This window comes from Agarivorans sp. Z349TD_8, assembly GCF_050870825.2.
Classification (GTDB): Bacteria; Pseudomonadota; Gammaproteobacteria; order Enterobacterales; family Celerinatantimonadaceae; genus Agarivorans.
The window spans coordinates 1,191,072-1,209,404 of record NZ_CP194037.2; the positions used below are offsets into that span (position 1 = coordinate 1,191,072).

17 protein-coding genes are annotated in these 18,333 nt (G+C 45.2%); 12 read left to right on the forward strand and 5 right to left on the reverse strand.

Annotated features, from left to right (window positions below; all coding sequences use genetic code 11):
• Window positions 1-123: 123 nt before the first annotated feature.
• Complete coding sequence (locus ACRRS1_RS05320) at window positions 124-924, forward strand: PhzF family phenazine biosynthesis protein (protein ID WP_432468243.1); 801 nt, start codon at window positions 124-126, stop codon at window positions 922-924.
• Between the two features lie 25 nt (window positions 925-949).
• On the opposite strand, the gene ACRRS1_RS05325 is transcribed toward ACRRS1_RS05320, so the two are convergent.
• Together ACRRS1_RS05325 and ACRRS1_RS05330 are read right to left on the reverse strand one after the other, a co-directional pair.
• Window positions 950-2,872 carry an alkaline phosphatase D family protein gene (locus ACRRS1_RS05325; protein ID WP_432468242.1) on the reverse strand — a complete coding sequence of 641 codons (1,923 nt, stop codon included), beginning with the start codon at window positions 2,870-2,872 and terminating at the stop codon, window positions 950-952.
• Between the two features lie 143 nt (window positions 2,873-3,015).
• The gene (locus ACRRS1_RS05330) at window positions 3,016-4,050 is read right to left on the reverse strand and encodes a DUF2157 domain-containing protein (RefSeq protein ID WP_432468241.1); all 1,035 of its coding nucleotides are present in this window, start codon (window positions 4,048-4,050) and stop codon (window positions 3,016-3,018) included.
• A 185-nt stretch (window positions 4,051-4,235) separates the two neighbouring features.
• On the opposite strand from ACRRS1_RS05330, the gene ACRRS1_RS05335 reads away from it, so the two are divergent.
• Entirely contained in the window at window positions 4,236-4,994 is a 759-nt protein-coding gene (locus tag ACRRS1_RS05335) for a hypothetical protein (RefSeq protein ID WP_432464504.1), read from the forward strand.
• On the opposite strand, the gene ACRRS1_RS05340 is transcribed toward ACRRS1_RS05335, so the two are convergent.
• Window positions 4,980-5,915, reverse strand: a complete 936-nt coding sequence (locus tag ACRRS1_RS05340) for a pyridoxal-phosphate dependent enzyme (RefSeq protein WP_432454179.1) — start codon at window positions 5,913-5,915, stop codon at window positions 4,980-4,982. The genes ACRRS1_RS05335 and ACRRS1_RS05340 overlap by 15 nt on opposite strands.
• A gap of 1,182 nt (window positions 5,916-7,097) precedes the next feature.
• Between ACRRS1_RS05340 and ACRRS1_RS05345 the strand changes: the two genes are divergently transcribed.
• Complete coding sequence (locus ACRRS1_RS05345) at window positions 7,098-7,568, forward strand: methyltransferase family protein (RefSeq protein ID WP_432454178.1); 471 nt, start codon at window positions 7,098-7,100, stop codon at window positions 7,566-7,568.
• A gap of 196 nt (window positions 7,569-7,764) precedes the next feature.
• Window positions 7,765-10,428: a family 14 glycosylhydrolase gene (locus ACRRS1_RS05350; protein ID WP_432468240.1), complete on the forward strand. Its 2,664-nt coding sequence runs from the start codon at window positions 7,765-7,767 to the stop codon at window positions 10,426-10,428.
• An 11-nt stretch (window positions 10,429-10,439) separates the two neighbouring features.
• Here ACRRS1_RS05350 and ACRRS1_RS05355 read toward each other — a convergent pair whose 3' ends face one another.
• The gene (locus ACRRS1_RS05355; protein WP_432468238.1) at window positions 10,440-10,940 is read right to left on the reverse strand and encodes a GNAT family N-acetyltransferase; all 501 of its coding nucleotides are present in this window, start codon (window positions 10,938-10,940) and stop codon (window positions 10,440-10,442) included.
• Between the two features lie 662 nt (window positions 10,941-11,602).
• Window positions 11,603-11,890, reverse strand: coding sequence for a DUF6471 domain-containing protein (locus ACRRS1_RS05360; RefSeq protein ID WP_432458847.1), 288 nt, complete (start codon window positions 11,888-11,890; stop codon window positions 11,603-11,605).
• 114 nt (window positions 11,891-12,004) lie between these two features.
• Here ACRRS1_RS05360 and ACRRS1_RS05365 point away from each other — a divergent pair, with 114 nt between their 5' ends.
• From ACRRS1_RS05365 to ACRRS1_RS05400, 8 genes are all read left to right on the forward strand, one after another.
• Window positions 12,005-12,409, forward strand: coding sequence for a DUF2170 family protein (locus tag ACRRS1_RS05365; RefSeq protein WP_432454174.1), 405 nt, complete (start codon window positions 12,005-12,007; stop codon window positions 12,407-12,409).
• Window positions 12,406-13,101: a PspA/IM30 family protein gene (locus ACRRS1_RS05370; protein ID WP_432454173.1), complete on the forward strand. Its 696-nt coding sequence runs from the start codon at window positions 12,406-12,408 to the stop codon at window positions 13,099-13,101. Before ACRRS1_RS05365 ends, ACRRS1_RS05370 begins: the two co-directional genes overlap by 4 nt.
• Window positions 13,102-14,145 carry an ion channel gene (locus ACRRS1_RS05375; protein WP_432454172.1) on the forward strand — a complete coding sequence of 348 codons (1,044 nt, stop codon included), beginning with the start codon at window positions 13,102-13,104 and terminating at the stop codon, window positions 14,143-14,145.
• A gap of 5 nt (window positions 14,146-14,150) precedes the next feature.
• The gene (locus ACRRS1_RS05380) at window positions 14,151-14,798 is read left to right on the forward strand and encodes a YjfK family protein (RefSeq protein WP_432454171.1); all 648 of its coding nucleotides are present in this window, start codon (window positions 14,151-14,153) and stop codon (window positions 14,796-14,798) included.
• Between the two features lie 11 nt (window positions 14,799-14,809).
• Window positions 14,810-15,223 (forward strand): DUF350 domain-containing protein, encoded by a 414-nt coding sequence (locus ACRRS1_RS05385; protein WP_432454170.1) that lies wholly within the window; start codon window positions 14,810-14,812, stop codon window positions 15,221-15,223.
• Window positions 15,224-15,231: 8 nt separating this feature from the next.
• Window positions 15,232-15,831 carry a DUF1190 domain-containing protein gene (locus ACRRS1_RS05390; protein ID WP_432458849.1) on the forward strand — a complete coding sequence of 200 codons (600 nt, stop codon included), beginning with the start codon at window positions 15,232-15,234 and terminating at the stop codon, window positions 15,829-15,831.
• A gap of 2 nt (window positions 15,832-15,833) precedes the next feature.
• The gene (locus tag ACRRS1_RS05395; protein WP_432458850.1) at window positions 15,834-17,000 is read left to right on the forward strand and encodes a glutathionylspermidine synthase family protein; all 1,167 of its coding nucleotides are present in this window, start codon (window positions 15,834-15,836) and stop codon (window positions 16,998-17,000) included.
• A 205-nt stretch (window positions 17,001-17,205) separates the two neighbouring features.
• Window positions 17,206-17,970, forward strand: coding sequence for an exodeoxyribonuclease III (locus ACRRS1_RS05400; protein WP_432458851.1), 765 nt, complete (start codon window positions 17,206-17,208; stop codon window positions 17,968-17,970).
• Window positions 17,971-18,333 lie beyond the last annotated feature (363 nt).

Sequence of the window (18,333 nt, forward strand, 5' to 3'; positions counted from 1 at the left end):
GACTTAGTACCCATAGAGGCTGAATTGATGACATATTGGGGCACTCATTTTTAGCTTGCTATTCTTTACTAAATGGGTTGTATTTATCGACTTTGGTGTTGGTTTTAGGTGCAGGGCGGTTGAATGGAATTACAGATATATCAAGTGGATTCTTTTACACAAGAACTATTTAAAGGGAATCCTGCTGGGGTATGTATCACTGATAAACCCTTGGATGAATCATTAATGTTTTCGATTGCTACGGAGATGGCTATATCGGAAACAGCTTTTCTATCGCTCAATGATATGAATTTGCGTTGGTTCACGCCCAAAGTTGAAGTGAAACTGTGTGGTCATGGTACCCTTGCTGTGGCGCATATTCTGCAGCAGAGCGGTGTCGCGGAGATAGGCCAACAGCTCGCCTTTTCCACTTTATCTGGAACTTTGTTGGCCAACATTCAGCCTCAACATATTGCCATGGACTTCCCAGAGCCTGTGCTCGAAATGTCCCCGACCGTTGACACTCAGTTTCTTGAGTACTTAGGGATTAGGGGGGAGCAAATCTTGGGGATGGCAAGCTTTGATGACAAGCTGTTAATCGAAATTGAGAGCGAGCAACAGCTTTTAGCGCTACAGCCCAATTTTGAGGCCTTAAAACAGTTGGTGGGACGTGGCGTATTGGTTACTTGCCATGCTTCTCGCGATGATTTGGATTGTATTTCTCGTTACTTTGCGCCTTGGGTTGGAGTGAATGAGGATCCGGTGACAGGCTCTGCACATTGTGCCTTAGCGGCCTATTGGGGCGATAAATTGTCTCGTACTTATCTCAAGGCTTACCAAGCTTCAGAGCGGGGCGGTTTTGTTCAACTTGAACGGATTGGCAAGCGCCGGGTTAGTTTGATTGGTAATGCCGTGACCAGCTTAACCGCAACTCTCAAATTGTAATGATGGAATGAGATACAAGCCGTTATTACTCCCAGTGAGCGGCTTGTTCTTCTAACTCAAAGGCGATGGAACGGCCTTTGTCCACTAGCTGTGTCACTGTGCTTGGCGAGCCATCGGCATTCAAGCTCACTAAACCAATACCCGAAGCATTTAGTAAACGCTCACCTCGTGCGGCTTGTTCTGGTCGATGAGGGATAATCTTCATTCGCCGACGTTTAGTGAACCAGTTAAGTGGTGAACTAGGCGAATAGAGCCAGCGATTGGCTCTGTCTAGCCAATCGAGTAAACGGCTGGGGAATTGATTTTTAATACCGCTACTGGTGATCTGCCAAATATCTGGGCCAGCGTTTTGTCCTCGTAGTTCAATGCGATAGGCAAAGGAGTAATGTACATCTCCTGATAGGATCACAAAATGACGGGGAGTGTTGGGGTGTCGAAATAAGTTTAATAGCGCGTTTGCCGAACCGGGGTGCGCCATCCAGTTTTCGGCATCAACTAACAACGGTTTGCCCAACCAAGTAAATAGTCGTTGAATCGCTTCAATTAGTTTCACTCCAAAAATGGGGGCAGGTGATACCATGATGACCGCATCGAGGCCGAGTAACTGCTGCTGTAGATCGGTTAATGCTTGCCAATCCATGAGTCCCGAAGGGGCGCTTAGCTTGCGCTCGGAACGCCAGCGGTGGGTGCGAGTATCAAGCACAATTAAGGGCGGCTGAGTCTTCCACTGGTAATGCCAGTCAGCAAAGCTGAGCAGCTGATCAATTAAGCTTAAATGGGCTTCGCTGCCGGGTTGCTGTAAGGCTGCTTGTAAGTCGTTAAGCATATTTGCAGAAAACTGTTGAGGATTGTTTCCCCAAGCCTGACAAAGTAAATAGCCACACAAGGCATTGCCGATAATTCGTTTGGAAAAAGCATGTGAATAGGCACTTTGCTCCCATGCGGCGGATAGGTTCCAATCGTCGGTTATATCGTGATCGTCAAACATCATGGCACTAGGTAAGTGAGCCAGTATACGCTGTACCTGAGTGAGGCCAGCAGCGAAGCGAGTGATCACTTCTCGTTGTTGCTGATAGTGCGCGAGTTGCTCGGGTTTGAGTGCTTCCGGGGGCGTTAAATCAATATTTTTCCATACACTGGGCGACCACACTAACAGATACATGGCTAATACTTCAGCCAGTGAAATCAAGTGATTTTGCGCGCTGTCAGAGGTGAATATGGGCTTTTTCACGCCGCCAAATAGAGCTTTAGCGACTCCACCTTGTTGTTGCTCTACAGGAAGTAGCTGTTGTCGAGCCATATAATGGGCTTGTTGCTGATGTAATTGTTGGCTGTTTTGAATTTGCGCGGCAGTAAAGCTTTCCTCGGCGATGGCCAGTTGTTCGATTAGTTGGTGGATCGCGACCAACATGGGGGTGGCCACGTCGTCTGCGTAAATTTGATCTCCGCTCATCATGAGCAAGCTAGGCCATTGCGCGTGAGGATGTTCAGCTAGGTAACGGTCGGCCATGACTAAGCCGTCGGCGCTCGCAAAATGAGGCTTGCGGCATGAACCATGGAACAAACGATTGATTTGCTGCGGAACCTTAAACCCTGGGAGTTTACGTGGTGGATATACGAGATCCGGTGCCCAATCTTGCCAACTTAAAGCTTGTGTTTGTTGCGCTAAATACAGCTTTAAATCGTAGCCAATCCAGGTCTCCAGTGGCAGGGTACGAGGCAGTTTAATGTCGAGTAAGTGGTAGTAGAGCTTTTCACCAGCAACGATACTACATAGGCTGTCGGCCAGCTGCGTTTGCGTGAGCTCAATCGCCGATTGCTGCTCAGGATAGAGCTTGAGGCTGATCGATACCGCTTGTGAAGTGGCGAACCAAATGGTCACCTGCTTGCGTTCAATACGGCGGAGTATAGGACCTGCTAAAACCAATGCTAATTCATTATCATTCATGAGAAAAGTATACTAACGATGCTGTAAATGGCCACTATTCCCCCAAAAACATCGTATTTTGGTCATGAAATCAAACAGTAATCGCTACTACTCTCGCTAGCTTTGTTGTTGAAGATGGATTTTAAAGTCAAAGCTTGCTCATATTAGTGTTGTTTGTTCTCGAGTAATTGCTGTAGCGCTAGTGGTAAGTAACTGCGTAAGCGTTGGCTTAGATTATGTTGTTTTTTTTGCCAAAGGATCCCCAAATAAACAAGTGCTAAACCAAGCAAACTTAAGGATATGGGGAATAACCAGCTATCTTTGAAAACGCTATAAGACAAGTGGTACAAGTAATAACAGCAGCCGAGTGAGCCAAAAATCACAAATACGCGACGCACCAAGATCACTCCACATAGCATTAAGCTGAGATTGATGAGGCAGTAAACCAATTTGGCTAACTCACTATCCAATTGTTGCATGCTTAAACCACCCCAAAAGCTTAATACGCCGAATAGATAGAGCCAAAAAGCATAGTCGGCAGAATGTCGGCTGCGAATGTCGACCCAGAAGGCAATCAAACACATCATTAAACCAAAGTACATCGACACCAAGGCTCTAAATTGGTAGTCAGGACGTTCACCAGTCAGCATCACGGCAACATCCATGCTTAGGTACCAGAGGGTCACCGAAATCGGAAATAGCATGAAGGGAAAGCGATATATCCAGCTGAGTAGCAGGCCCACCGCTAAAGTAGCCAACTCCATATACAGCCATTGCCATTGCACATAACGATGGTAATCTTGATAGTGACTTTTTGAAGGCCACCACCCCATGGCTTGTTGTAAACCATAGACTGCTAGTGGGGTGAGGCAAATCACCAAGCTGGCCGTTAGCCCAGCGGGGATGAGATGACCCTGCTTTTTAAAATGTTGGCAAAGAAATATAGCCAGCACCGCATAGCTCAAACTGATGCCCACCAAGCCCCATCCGCCAAAACTTTCCCAGCCTAGATTCATAAACACGGTCATCGCGCCAATCGCGATTAGTCCACCAAAGTAATACAGCAAATGTGTGAGATTAAAGCGCGGACGACTATTTTCTTGTTGCTGTAAAAATTGAAATAGGGCTTCGGCTTGTTGAAGGCTAATAATGTTGGCTTTTGCTGCTTGGCGTAAGTTCTGCAGGGTAATATGAGGCATTGAGTCGATCCGTGATGGCGATTGGTCTGCTTGTAGTTTGCCAAGATTTCGCTTAGAAATCTCATGTTTGAGCTAACTTTGCGAAAGCTAATTGTGGATGCTTGTTTACCCTTGAGCGTGGTTCAATTTAAGGGCGCGAGCTTTGAACTACACTTGAATGACGTGAGGGAAAAATAGGACTCAGCATGAAGCGAGTACTCACATACTGGATAGGCTTTTGCTGTGGTTTATTTAGTGGCGATAGTTCAACTGACGATTTGCTGGTTGGTAAAGTCTGTCCGGTAAGCTATCAGCAGCAAGCTTTGGGGATATTGGTGTTTTCTCAAGCTTGGTATCATAGTGGCCGACAGCAGGCTTCTTATGTCGCCCGTGATAATGCCACTGGCGTGGGGGTCGAGATCCATCTTTTCACCAACCGTTCAGGAGAACTCGAGCTAGAAAATCAGGCGAATTGTTCTCGTTATCGGATGTTGCAAGTGCGAACCACGAATCGGCGTTTACTCGCCGATGAACTTGGCTCTCAGGTCGATGCTCCTGCTCAGTTGTTAGAGCCTTTCTATGATACCGAGCCTCTTGAGTACGGTTATGGGGTGCATGCCACGCCACAAGATCACTTCGATAAACCTTGGCAAGGCCGACCTAAACGGGCCTCAACGCTTGCGATTTACGATACCCCTTTTGTCTCCGATGCGCTGGGTAAACTTGGTCAGAATATTGAGGTCGATTTTGAAACCTGCGTGGTATGCCAACGAGACGTAGGTTATGACAGTATATTGTCCTGTGGGCGCTGGGGTTATCAGCGCGAGTTTTTAGATGAGCGTAGCGGTTGGGCGGAACCGGAGTATAAGGAGGCGACCTGCCTCAACTTTCCCAGTATTGGTTTTAGGCAAACGGTAGATTTAGCTGAGCCTTTCGAGTATCAACATTGGCTAAATTGGCGTTAAGTCGGGATATTTTCGCTGGTATCTTGGCAGCATGCTTTGATTACCCAGTAAACCTCCTTGGTGGATGTACAGGGTTGGCGTTGTTTCTTCTTGTTTATCGAGAAAATCAATTAAGCACTGCCAGCCGATGGGATCGTAGAGCAAATCAAATTCAACTTGGCTTTGCTGTATCAAGGTTAGCCATAACTGGTAGAGTTGACGATACAACTTACCAAAATGGTAATTCTTTCGGCGTGGTAAAATCTGCGGATGACAGTTGCTGTCCGGGTTGAGTAGGCTAAATTGCTGGCTTAGGTAAGCCTCGTTCCCAACACAGGCACAGCTCAATACTTTGACTTTACTTTGGCGTTGGTGAAAATACTCACTCAAATATAAGGCGGTGGTGCCAGTGCCCGCTGGTAGCATAATGTTTAAATGGCTAATGTCTCGCTGAATCTGCCATTGCTCTATTTCTTGGCCGAGCAGTTGTACACCTTCTCGCGCATAGTGGCAACGGCCTCCTTCGGGGATCAATAGTTGATGATTTAATAAGGTTGGCTTTATTTGTCGTTGCATAAATGCGTCTAAATTACGTTGTTGTTGTCCGGTAATTTCGCTGACATCGATAATATTCGCACCGAGCGCCAGTGCCGCTTGATAATTACCACAGGGGTTTTGGCGAAGCTGTGAAGGGATATGATCGACGTAAAAATCGCATTGTAAGTCTTTGAGCTGGGCTAAGGCTGCTAATGAATATAAAGAATTTGCCTGCGCCGAACCGCTGCCCACGAGGTAAGTGATACCAGGTAGATCGTTAACTAAAAAATGGTAGAACTTGCGAGCTTTATTACCTGAAAACTGTGGATGAAGTAAATCATCACGTTTGAGATAAAAGTTATGGTCATTGAAGCGAAGTGACTGAATGGGTGAGGGATTAAACAACAGTTGGCCTTAATGAGCGCTATAAAACGATGGCTTAGTGTAACGTTTCACTGTTGGCAGCGAAATGGATTCTTGTTGCTCTCCTATAGAACTGTGGCAGATACTTTACGCGACTAGTTATTTTCAAGTTCATGTGAAATTATTGTGACCTATTGAGGTGAGTAAGAAGGATCTCAATGATGTGGTCGTGATCCGTTATTGATCAAGCTAGCTGCCCCGTATTTACGGCAAATTAATTTTTTTGTGGACGATGACAGAGTTCTAACAAATAAATGTAGAAGCCTTTGTTGAATTTTTTGGCCCTCGAGATAGTTACAGCTGGATTGGGGATAAAAAGCGATATATTCCACTGTATTTACAGCTTTTTACCAAACAGATTTTCCCACAAAAACAGTGCACAAAGCTGTGGATAAAATTCTACACGCTATAGAGAACGTGGCTTGTAGCCAATTGACTTTTTGCGTCAAGATTGTCACTTAAAATTAGTAAAAAATTCTTTTTTGATGCTTCTTTGTCAATCATCGTTGACATTTTTACGTTAGTCAAAAAAATACCAAAATTGAATATTTATTGACGGTTATTCTCCGTGGTAAATCTTTATCTTAGGAACAAATAATTTTTAATTTACTGTTAAATTATTGATATTAAAGTTCTTTTTTTACCGTTCCTTGTGTTTTGTATTATATTTTTTATCGGCTGTTCATCGAGAGTGAAGTGCTTAGCTCCCATGTTTGATTGTTGTCACAAGATTCACTTTCGATGCCTAATTCTTATTGAAGTTTGGAGTTTCATCAATTGGTTTGATAGCAGACTATTTTCGACTTAATTGGAATTTTAGTTACCTAGTTTAGATAAATGTTAATAGCTTGAGCTTATGTGTATAAGTTTATCCAAATATGTTGATGTGACATCTAGAGCGGCCGTTTAGCAGTCGCGACTCATGATCGATATTCCTAAGGCGCAGCTGTTAGCAGACACTTACTTTGTTGCTTTTTTGTTGTAGCAGTAAGGATCATATAAGTAATACAAGATCCGAAAAGCAACTTGAATGCACCCGATAGCTTTGCGGCTAAGCATAATCACTATGATTTACTGTCGGGTATCCTAGAGTTTTAATGAGGATAAATACGATACGCTTTTTTTGCTGTAAAATTACAAAATGGATACATGTCTAAAGGGTCGATGATGAAACGTTTTCAGCTACTCATACCGCCACCAGTCTTGTTGGCTATCGCTGCTTCGCTTGCTTATGGTTTGGCGTATTTAAATACCTATTGGCTTGTTGCTCGCTTACCATACTGGCTAAATAGTTTACTGTGGCCTGTGGTGCTTTTAGCTTGCGTGGTGGGGGCAGTGAGTTTGCTTCCTTTTATGAAAAAACGGACGACGATTAATCCGCACCATCCGGAACGCAGCCGGCAGTTAATTATAGATGGATTATATCGATACAGTCGCAATCCGATGTACCTTAGCTTGTTGCTGTTATTAACTGCCTGGTGTTTTCATTTGCAGGCTTTGCTGAGTTTGCTGAGTATTTTGGTATTCGTATACTTGATTAATGAATTGCAGATCAAACCGGAGGAGGCTGTTCTCGACTCACATTTTGGTGAGCAATATCAACAATATTGCCGTAAGGTTCGCCGTTGGTTGTAGCTTTAAGGCCTTAATAAAACCGTTTGTTGTCGCTTATGCCGGGTGAATCACTTGGCAATTTGCAAGATTGGTTTACACTGATGAATATTGAAAATGTGATCTGGATCTCTTTTTTTTCAGCTGAAAAGCTTTGCAGACTTGCTGTTCAGCCGCTGACTAGGGATAACTAGCAAAGTTTTTTTAGAGTAAGCTAACAATGGCTAATCCAATTACAGCGCGCAAAGCTTGGGTAAAGGGATCTTTACCTTTGGCTGAGTATGCGGCTTCTTGTTCCGAGGTTCAGCTTCAGAACCTTTCTCCACAACTTTGCTCTTTGCGCCAAAATGGAATTGACGCTTTGGTTGTTCCTGTTCACTGGCGTTACATCGCCCCCTTTAGTGAACAACAGTTGTATCAGGCTGACTCTTGGCAAGCCTTACAGCGCCTGTCGAAACATTTGTTATCCCATGGCTTTAAACTGCAGTATCAATTGTTTTTCTCTTCGGATATCCAGCAAGATACCGAGCAGCGTCTCCCCGATTGGTTTTGGGGTTCGATGTTGGACCTGTTGCCCACGGAACTGAGTGCTGATGCAATTAAATATGTGAACCAATATGGTCGTGATAATACCCAAAGTCCCAGTTTATGGGCTGGCGAAGGTTTGCTCGAAATGTTTGCTAAGTGGATGCAATGTTTTGCTAAACATATGAGTGAATTTGCCCCCCATTGTCAGGCGATTTTGCTGGGGCTAGGACCGAATGGGGAGGCCTGTTTACCGTGGAGTGAGCGTGATGGCCAACCTGTATATCAAAGTTTTAGCCCAACGGCTTTGGCGGCACTAGCTGCAGATATGCAACAACAATATGGCGAGCAACAATCGTGGCTGAGTTTGTGGGAGTTAAATGAAGCACAAGATTGGCCGTCGCAACTCAGTGATAAATTAATTCGAAGTTACCAAAGTAAAACTAACAATACTTGTTTTAGAGAATTTAATCTTTGGTACGCTTCGCGTTGGCAAGCCTATGTGGCGAAGATGCTGGGGCAAGCGGAGCTTGTCTTCAATCAAACTTGGGCGACTTGTCAGTTGAGTTTAACGCTCCCCATGCTTGAGTTAAGCGCGAGCGATCATCCTTGGCTGAGTTGCTTAAGTGGTTTAAATCCCTCGCCTTGGCAAGAGCGACAGCAGTTAGTAGATTATCAAACGGAACAGCTAGGCCGTTGGCAGAAACAGGCCAAAGGGCGGCTATTATTGATGGTGAGTGGCGCAGAGTCGAGTCATGCCACACGAGTCAATCAAGCTTTGCTTGTGGCAATTCGTAGCCTAGCTATTCCAGCGTTGGTGCAAAATAGTCAACCGCAAGCGTTGGCCAGCCATCCGGGGTGGGACCAGCTGTACCATTCAGTATTGCATGGCAACAGCTTTGTGGGTTGGTTATTCAATGATATGTCTCAGCTTAACCAACAGGCAATTGTGAAAGGACGTTTGTCACAGCTTAACAAGTTTAAGTATCAAGAGACCGAAACTAAGCAGCTTGGTAAAAAGCAATTTCGAGTGATGGGCCCCTTGCACCTAAAAGTTGCCAATCAAAAGCAGATGCTTGAAGAAGAAAACTGGCAACAGTTTGAGGCGCAACTCCGTCAACTGCGCAGTATTGGCGTGACTGCTATTTCCACCGATATTTGGTGGGGCTTAGTTGAAGGTGATAAACCGGGTAAATTTGATTGGAGTTACTACGATCGGGTGGTTGCGCTGTTAAAACGTTTAGGTTTGCAGTGGGTGCCTATTTTGTCTTTCCACCAAGCGGGTGGGAATGTTAATGATGATTTTATGCAAGCAATCCCGCTGTGGTTATGGGGGCGTTTGTTAGAGAGTCATGATCAACTTAATTCGGTGCAAGACTTACAGTATGTGTCTGAAACCGGTGATGCCTCGATGGAATATGTATCGCTTTGGGCTGATGAATTTGTAATGCCCTATTATCAGCGATTTATGGAAGCGTTTAAGCAGAATTACATCAACAAAGCGGGTTTGATGGATGAAATCAACATCAGCTTAGGCCCCGCTGGGGAGTTACGCTATCCCAGCTATAACGCCCATGACTGGGGGAATTACCCAAATCGTGGAACCTTGCAATGTTATAGTCGCTTAGCAAAACAAGATTGGCTGGGTTACTTGAAGCAAAAATTTCATAGTATTTCGGCTTTAAACGCCAGTTTTGGTTTTACTCTGGAGCGTTTTGATGAGGCGACTATTCCCGATGCAGATTGGCTGTTTAGCCATAAGCGTTATATTCATAATGCTTGGGCGCGGGAGTTTTTAACTTGGTATCATCGTGCTTTAGTTGCTCATGGACGTCGTATTTTTGAGACTGCCTTGGCGGTATTTGCAGACGATTCTTTTCGCCAGGTGCCTGTGGGGATTAAGATCCCAGGGATCCACTGGGTGGTGAGTGATCCCAAGTTACCTCGTGCAGCCGAAATTACAGCAGGCCTGATTGCAGTGCACCCCACCTTAAGTCGTCACAACCAGCAAGAATATTTAGGTTTGCTGAAGGCCTTGCTACCGGAAGGTAAGCAGAATCGAGCCGCGATCCATTTCACGTGTTTGGAAATGATCAACAAGGATTACGAAGGCTATTCTCGCGCTGCCGATCTGGTGGATTGGATGGCTGATGCGGCGACTGAGTGTCAGGTTTCCTTGATGGGGGAAAATGCTTTGGCTGGTGAACTGTACGGTGAACAAGGCTGGAAACAAATGGCGCGCGCACTGACTCGCTCGCCTGGATACGATGGCTTAACCTTATTACGGATGCAGAATTTCTTCGATGATGAGCCGACGCCACTGAATCAGCTAAAAAAGCTGATTAACCGGATTTCTTAGTTTCTGTTCGATTAAGCGCAGTTGCGGTAGTGCCACTGCGCTTTTTTGGGAACGGCAGCCTGTGCTAAAAGCGGAGATGATTTGGCCAAGCTGAGGTAGTGCTGATGTCGCGTATAAGGACCAAAGGGTGCAGTCGTTTGGTAGCCATGTTTTTGATAAAATTGTATCGCTTGATGATTAACTTTGCGGGTTGCCAAATTAATTTGTTGATACCCTCGCTCTACAGCGAGCTGTTCTAGCGCTTGTAACACGAGTGTCCCTGCACCCGCTTGATTAGAGAACAGGCGTTTAATTTCACATACGCCCGGTTGTAAATATCTAAATCCACCGCAAGCAATGGCTTGCTCCTGGTTTTTTACCAGTAAGAAGACGCCTGTGTGGTGATTAAATTCAGTTTCATCGAACTGTTCAACAGCTTGGTTACCGCTTAATTTAAGCAGCGAATCGGCAAGCGCGCTAATCAAGGTTTGACTCTCGGAACTGAAGGGATCTGCGCGGCAAATACTCAACATGTGGATAACTCACAGTGCACTCATGTCGCTAGTATTACCAACAATGATTGCAATTAGGTTAAAGCGAGATGCTGATTGTTTTAACCGTAGATTTGGTTATACCAATCTAACTCATTATCGGTTCATTCTTACTAGGCTCCATCACCGTTAACGGCGTGATGTATCGAGTTATTAGAGCCACTAGTGACTGCTCTTCATACCTCGTTATCGGCAGATTTATGCTGCGCAATACATTGATCGTATAACGAATCAGATTGCTATTCATCCCTCAATAACGCTTATTTATATCTAATAAACTATTGCGACGAACTTAAAAATCTAGTTGGCGTTGTTCTATAAAGTGGATTTATGATCTGAGTTGAATGTTGGGTGCTACTGGCTGGCGGCCTTCATGTTTGGGCTCAGTCAGAACTCACGATGACTGCTTTTGCAACTCGCCCCACTTTGCTGACTGTGGTTAAGGTGGATAATACAGGTTCAACCTAGATTGGGCTGTGCCAATGTTAAGCCCTTCGTGACAGCGAGTGCGCTTGCTATGCTTGCCTTGTTCTATTCGTTTTTGTGTTTGCTTGTTTGGTGGTGTAGTTCATTAATAACTGGTAACGTCTGGTTTGCCAAGCGATATAATCCGCTCATGTTGCGAGGCCAGAGCGCGCCTTTGATCACTCGTCTAAACTTCTATCTTTGTGACTAATAATATCGCGGAGTGCGTGGTCGGGCATTTCGAGAATTTCCACTAAGACGATAAATAAATCGGTTGGTAGGGTGCCCGCATATACCTTACTACGCAGGTTTCCTTCCTTCATTTCTATATCGCGCTTAGCCAGCTCATCGGATAAATATTTATATTGCACGCCTTTTAACTGCATCGCTGCACGAATATAACGCTTAATACTATCTTTATAAGGCTGCAAGGCTTGTCGATTTCTAATACTCTGTTCTGGGTTCATCGCGTTTGGTAACTCATTCTATTTTTATTTATCTGCAACGAATGTTAGTAAACGTTGACACAAGAGTCAAACTTGCTATATTTGTTAGATATAACTAACACATAAGGAAAGATTATGTCGTGGGATTCAGCATCACTTGAATTACTCGCTAAAGCACATCCAGATTGGAGTGTTGATAGCGAAGGTGGTTGTTTGTGCATTAGTAATGATGAAGGTATCGATGCCTTTGCTTACATTGGTGAGCAACAAATGCTAATTGAAGTTGTTTTGTTTAGCTGCGATTCGGTGACCGATAGTGTGAAATTGAATGATTTGATTTTACGCACGCATCACCTGTTACCCTTGTCGGCCGTTGGCATTAAACGCATCGGTGATAAAGATTACTACACCGCATTTGGTGCCTTATCAACCCAAAGCGTTGATGCTGTCGTCATTGAAGAAATAGAAACCCTCTATTCGAATGTGAGTGAGTTTATCGAATTGTATAGTGAGTTTACCCAGCAGGAGATATCAGTATGAGCTTAAAACGTATTTGGAATGCCATTCGCGGTGCGACCAATGAAAGCTTAGAGGCTGTCGCAGATAGCCAATCAATGCGGATTTTGGACCAAGAGTTACGCGATGCTAAATCGGAGCTTGAAGCCTGCGATCGCAACCTCACCACCATTATGGCGAAACGTAAGTTAGCCCAAACCAAGGTTGAAAGTCTAAGCGCAGATATCGATACTTATACCAACCATGCGGTTGCGGCGAGTGAAAAAGGAGATGAAACCTTGGCGCTTGAGTGTGCCGAGCGGGTGTCTAATTTGGAAGTGCAATTAGCCACTGAACAAGAGATCTATAATAGTTACCTGAATACCGAAACGTCGCTTAAGAGCAATATCGCTAAAGCCAAGGCCAGCGTGAAACGTTTGGGGATCCAAATTGATCAGGTGAAGGCGACCGAGTCTTTACAAAAAGCTCAAGTTGCGGGATCTTCACATCATGTGGGTGCGAATTCTAAAGTGAAAACTGCACTTGACAGTTTAGAGCGGATAAAAGAGAAACAAGCGCTGCGCAGTGCCGAGCTTTCTGCCGCTGAGGAGCTGGCCGCCGAAGATAGTGGTAGTAACTTAGACGAGCGACTCAAACAAGCGGGCATTGAACCTGGCGGTCAATCCACCGGTAGTGATAAACTCAAGCAGATATTGGCCCAAAAAAAGGCAAAATAAGTGCTGCTATATAAAGTGCGCCGATTATTTTCGGCGCTTTTTTTTCGTGCTAACGGCACCGCAATAGCCATCTCAGTGCTATTGTATGTTCTCATTTCTTATTACAGCTTAATGCTGGTAGGCGAACGCGCCTTAGTTCATAGTGAAACCTTTCTATATTGGATAGTGGTGACTGCATCGACTGTTGGCTACGGCGATTTTGGGCCCAGTACGCCACTGGGACGTTTAATTGTCAGCTTGTGGGTTATTCCAATTGGGATCAGTATCTTTGCGGTGGTGATTACCAAAGTCGGTTTTGTGATCAATGATATATACACTAGAGGGGCACGAGGGAAACGCATGTTGAAACTCTCCAATCATACTGTGATTATTGGCTGGAATGGCGCCAGAACATTGCGCCTAGTCGAGCTACTCACTGCTGCGACCAATGATTCTACAGAGACCGTGTTGCTCTGTGTCGACAGCGATATAGAGAATCCTTTGCCCGGTAAGATTGAGTTTGTGCAGGTTGACTCTTTTTCTCATGCTGAGACCATGGCTCGTACTAATCTTGCCCAGGCGAGCAGAATTATTATTGATACTGAGCAAGACGATGTGACGCTGACCTGCGCGCTCTATTGTGCCAAGCTCAATCCGCAGTGTCACAAGACGGCCTACTTACAAGACCCTACCATTGCTGAACTATTGCTCAGCCATTGCCCTCGGGTTGAAGTGATCCCATCGGTTACTGTGGAAATGTTAGCCCGCTCGGCGATGGATCCCGGTTCGGCTCAGGTTCATCAACAGTTACTTGATACTACCCACGGAATGACCCAATATGCTGTGCACTATATGGACTCATCTTCGCTGCCATTTTCCGATGTTTTCCAGCATTTTAAAGAAAACTTACAGGCCACCATTATTGGTTTAAAAGTGGCTGGTAGTCAGCACTTACAACTGAACCCGAGTTTGGATACCACGCTTAACCAAGGAGATGCCTTGTATTATATTGCGGCGCGGCGCTTAAACTCTGATGAGTGTTTTAATTCACCGAAGATAGGATAGTTGCTATGTTTAAGTCTTTGTTTAGTCGACATAAGCCTGAACCTGACAAATATGCAGGGACCCCCGCCATTATGGGGCTTAAGTTGGGTGGCAGTTTTGAACTGGACGCGCTGGCACTGAAGTTAGTGATGGCCGATATGGTGGTGAGTCAGGTCGCTCCCACTCAAATTATTCAATCGGCAGGCATTGTCGACTTAGATGATACGACCATCTATCGTTTTTACACCGATGATGAAGGTTTCTTGCAAGTGGTAGCCAATGGTGAAGGTGAGGAAAATGTGGTGGATGTGAAAATGTTCCATTACTACGATACCCTCGATGTGGCTAATCAAAGCGAATGGGATCGTTTGCTGAAGCAGGAAATTGGCGCAAACACTTATCAGCTGGAAGGACATACATATCATCGGGTATGGACCTCGACCACCGATTATCATAATCCGGTACATATGGAAGAGAAGACCTATCAGGATAATATGGACTTTTCCAGCACCGACCAGTTTACCATGCTATTTGAGCGTGAATTGCCTAGCGGTGAAATGGAATCGCTGTTTCTATCGGCCGAAGAGGTGCTTAACAATAACGCTCTGGAACGCTGCCTGGTGATTAGCACCGGCATGACGATTTCACCAACCCAAATTACTATTCACGGATAAAGGACCAGAACATGGAATCATCGGAACTATTACTCGCCGTCGCAAATTTTGCGATTTACTTTATCGCATCTATTGTTTTCTTGATGTTATTTAAGGTGATTTATGTGCGTGTAACGCCGCATGACGAGTGGGCGCTGATTAAGGAGGGCAAAAATACCAGTGCTGCCATCGCCTTTGGTGGGGCTGTTTTAGGTTTTGCTTTAGCTTTAGCGGGCGCTGCCAGTAACTCTATTTCTTTTGTTGATTATGCGCTGTGGGGACTCATTGCCTTAGTGGCACAAATTGCCGCTTTTGTGATTGTGCGTTTTGTATTTATCCCTGGCATTGTGTCGCGAATAGAAGCCAACGAAGTCAGTGCTGGGATCATGTTAGCCGCGACCAGTGTGTCGGTAGGATTATTAAATGCAGCCTGCATGACCTACTAGGAGGCGCTATGAAACGTTCTAAGTTTATTAACTTATCGGCAATGCGCAAACTCCCTGTTAGCGCTCCTTCATTTTTAGTGAAACCTCTAGTCGTGGCGGTGTCGGCAGCCATGTTGAGTGCCTGTTCCGAGCCTCAAGAAGATGCGATTGTGATTGAGTCCATCGATGATTGTGTCACTAAAACGACCTTTAACGAGCAACAATGTGCAGCGGTCTATCGTAATGCGGAGTTAGAAGCCGAGCGAACTGCACCTAAGTATAGTAGCCGCCAAGACTGTGAAGAAAGCTTTGGTTATGACGGTTGTCGAGCTAGCAGTAGCGGTTTCTTCATGCCGTTGATGTACGGCTATTTATTTGGCCGGATGATGGATCCCAGCCGCCCATCCTCGGTGTATAAATATAATCAGCCGGGGTCATCCTATCGCGATTCGATTATCACTGCCGATGGTTCGGTGATTGGTAAAGCTGGCCAGAGAAACTATAAAGTAGGACAGTCGGCTTATAAGAGTAAACCGACTGTAACCAAAACCGTCTCTCGTGGCGGCTTCGGGGCGAAGGCCTCGGCGAAGTCTTCTTGGGGGGGCTCTAAATCGAGCTGGGGTGGTTAAGGGTGCTACGCGTTCCCACCGGTGAACGACCGCATTGGCAGCAACAAGCCAAAGAATATGGCTTTAACTACCACACCATGTATGGTGACAAGTATTGGGATGAGTCGGCCTATTACCAATTCACCCTTGAGCAAGTTGAGCGTGGTATCGAAGCGCCCACCGAAGCTATCCATCAAATGTGCCTTGAAGTCGTCGCGAAGGTGGTTCACGATGAACAGTTAATGCGGCGTTTTTGTATACCTGAAAAGCACTGGGATTTCGTTCGACAATCCTGGTTAAAAGGCGATCCCTGTTTATATTCGCGACTAGATTTTTGCTACGACGGTAAAGGCGACGCGAAGTTATACGAGAACAATGCCGACACGCCAACCTCGGTATACGAGACTGGCTTTTGGCAATGGTTGTGGCTTAAAGACAAGGTTGATCATGGGCAATTGAACCCAAATAGTGATCAGTTTAATAGCCTTCAGGAAAAGTTGGTTAACCGCTTTAGTGATTTACAATACTTAACGCCCGATCGGGTATTGCATTTTTCCTGTTGTAAAGACACTGATGAAGATCGAGGCACGGTGCAATATTTAGAAGACTGCGCCATTGCCGCAGGCCTTGATACCAAGTTTGTATTTGTCGAAGATATTGGCATGGATAGGGAGCAGCGCTTTACTAATCTTGATGATGAGGTAATCAGCTGGATGTTTAAGCTCTATCCTTGGGAATTTATGTTAGATGAGCAATTTGGTGAGCATCTCGGGCAACAAAATATTCGTTGGTTGGAACCGCCTTGGAAAAGCATTCTGTCGAATAAAGCCCTGTTGCCGATGTTGTGGAAGATGTTCCCCGACCACCCCAATCTACTCCCGGCTTTTTTTGAAGATGAAGTGAAACAGGCGAATTTCAGTAAGGGCATGGTGAAAAAACCAATTTTTTCCCGTGAAGGCTCAAATATATCCATCTTGCATGGCGACGCTGAAATAGAGCATACGCCAGGTCCCTATGGGGAAGAGGGTTATATTTATCAGGCGCTGCACCAGTTACCTAAATTTGCTGAGAATTACACTTTAATTGGTAGTTGGCTGGTAGATGATCAGGCTGCAGGCATGTCGATCCGAGAAGATAGCAGCTTAGTTACCCAAGACATGAGTCGTTATCTGCCGCATATTATTTTATAAATTGAGGCGCGTATTGCAAGCACGCCTGCTTGGTGAGTTGATTAGCCAAGCCAAACCTCTGCACGGCTTTTATATGTACCTAAGCCGTGTTTATTTTAAGGTTTTTTAGCCTGAGTTAAGCCTGCTACAATAAAGCTCTTATTTGATTCAGTGTCGCCTGTAGGCGTTGTTGAAAACCACTTTTAATTATCTAAAGGAAGGGCGAATGCGCTTAGTTTCGTGGAATGTGAATGGGATCAGGGCGGTGATGAAAAAGGACTTTATGTCCTTTTTCGAGGCGATGCAAACCGATGTCTTGTGTTTACAAGAAACCAAGGCCCAAGACGATCAAGTATTGGCCGCTCTGGAAGCCTTGCAAGGCTATCATATTTACAGTAACTCGGCGGTGAAAAAAGGCTACTCTGGTACTGCGATTCTGAGTAAAGAAAAACCGCTTGCTGTTGAATACGACATGGGGATTGAAGAACACGACCAAGAAGGTCGGGTGATTGCAGCCGAATACCAAGAGTTCATTCTGGTTACTGTATATACACCCAATTCGGGCAGCGAATTAAAGCGTTTAGATTATCGCCAACAGTGGGATGCGGACTTTTTAAGCTACTTGAAGAGCCTCGAAGCGCGTAAGCCCGTGTTAGTTTGCGGTGACTTAAATGTGGCCCACAAAGACATCGATTTGGCTCGGCCCAAGCCAAATTACAATAAAAGTGCTGGTTATATGCAGGCCGAGATCGATGGCATTGATAATTTAACTGCCGCTGGTTTTGTCGATACCTTCCGCCTGAAGAAGCAAGATGAAGTTAAATACAGTTGGTGGAGCTATCGAGCTGGTGCTCGTGGCCGTAACATTGGCTGGAGAATTGACTACTTTTTAGTCTCTGAGGCTTTTGCTGATAAGGTGAGTGATGCCGATATTCTTAATGAGGTGATGGGCTCCGATCATTGTCCTGTGCAGGTTGATTTAGCCCTATAATTTCCCGAGCTAGAACCGATGGTGAGTGAGTCTTTGCTTCCATCGGTCGGCTTGCGTTTTGGTGCAACATTCCGCTTTGTCTTAAATTTACATTCGCCACTAAAGATCAACACTTTCTCATCTTGGAGCTAGCCCGTCTACCGCTTCTGGGTTGGATACCATCGACGCAATTTGGGGCGCATCTTATTATAGGATCTAGTCGGTAGTCCTTATGGGGATGCTCATACCAAGCTAACTCATTATCTGTTGATTCTTACTGGCCTAAATCCGCACGAACTGTGTTATGTATCTTGTAATTAGAGCCACTAGTTACTGTTCTTCATACTTGGTTCTTGGCAGATTTATTCGGCGTAATAAGCTGAT

Excerpts from the sequence above, each read along its gene's own strand:
- ACRRS1_RS05400 (WP_432458851.1), top strand. The coding sequence starts at position 17,206 with ATGCGCTTAGTTTCGTGGAATGTGAATGGGATCAGGGCGGTGATGAAA.
- ACRRS1_RS05325 (WP_432468242.1), bottom strand. The coding sequence starts at position 2,872 with ATGAATGATAATGAATTAGCATTGGTTTTAGCAGGTCCTATACTCCGC.
- ACRRS1_RS05390 (WP_432458849.1), top strand. The coding sequence starts at position 15,232 with ATGAAACGTTCTAAGTTTATTAACTTATCGGCAATGCGCAAACTCCCT.
- ACRRS1_RS05360 (WP_432458847.1), bottom strand. The coding sequence starts at position 11,890 with ATGAACCCAGAACAGAGTATTAGAAATCGACAAGCCTTGCAGCCTTAT.
- ACRRS1_RS05335 (WP_432464504.1), top strand. The coding sequence starts at position 4,236 with ATGAAGCGAGTACTCACATACTGGATAGGCTTTTGCTGTGGTTTATTT.
- ACRRS1_RS05345 (WP_432454178.1), top strand. The coding sequence starts at position 7,098 with ATGATGAAACGTTTTCAGCTACTCATACCGCCACCAGTCTTGTTGGCT.
- ACRRS1_RS05385 (WP_432454170.1), top strand. The coding sequence starts at position 14,810 with ATGGAATCATCGGAACTATTACTCGCCGTCGCAAATTTTGCGATTTAC.
- ACRRS1_RS05350 (WP_432468240.1), top strand. The coding sequence starts at position 7,765 with ATGGCTAATCCAATTACAGCGCGCAAAGCTTGGGTAAAGGGATCTTTA.
- ACRRS1_RS05365 (WP_432454174.1), top strand. The coding sequence starts at position 12,005 with ATGTCGTGGGATTCAGCATCACTTGAATTACTCGCTAAAGCACATCCA.
- ACRRS1_RS05380 (WP_432454171.1), top strand. The coding sequence starts at position 14,151 with ATGTTTAAGTCTTTGTTTAGTCGACATAAGCCTGAACCTGACAAATAT.
- ACRRS1_RS05320 (WP_432468243.1), top strand. The coding sequence starts at position 124 with ATGGAATTACAGATATATCAAGTGGATTCTTTTACACAAGAACTATTT.
- ACRRS1_RS05355 (WP_432468238.1), bottom strand. The coding sequence starts at position 10,940 with ATGTTGAGTATTTGCCGCGCAGATCCCTTCAGTTCCGAGAGTCAAACC.
- ACRRS1_RS05370 (WP_432454173.1), top strand. The coding sequence starts at position 12,406 with ATGAGCTTAAAACGTATTTGGAATGCCATTCGCGGTGCGACCAATGAA.
- ACRRS1_RS05330 (WP_432468241.1), bottom strand. The coding sequence starts at position 4,050 with ATGCCTCATATTACCCTGCAGAACTTACGCCAAGCAGCAAAAGCCAAC.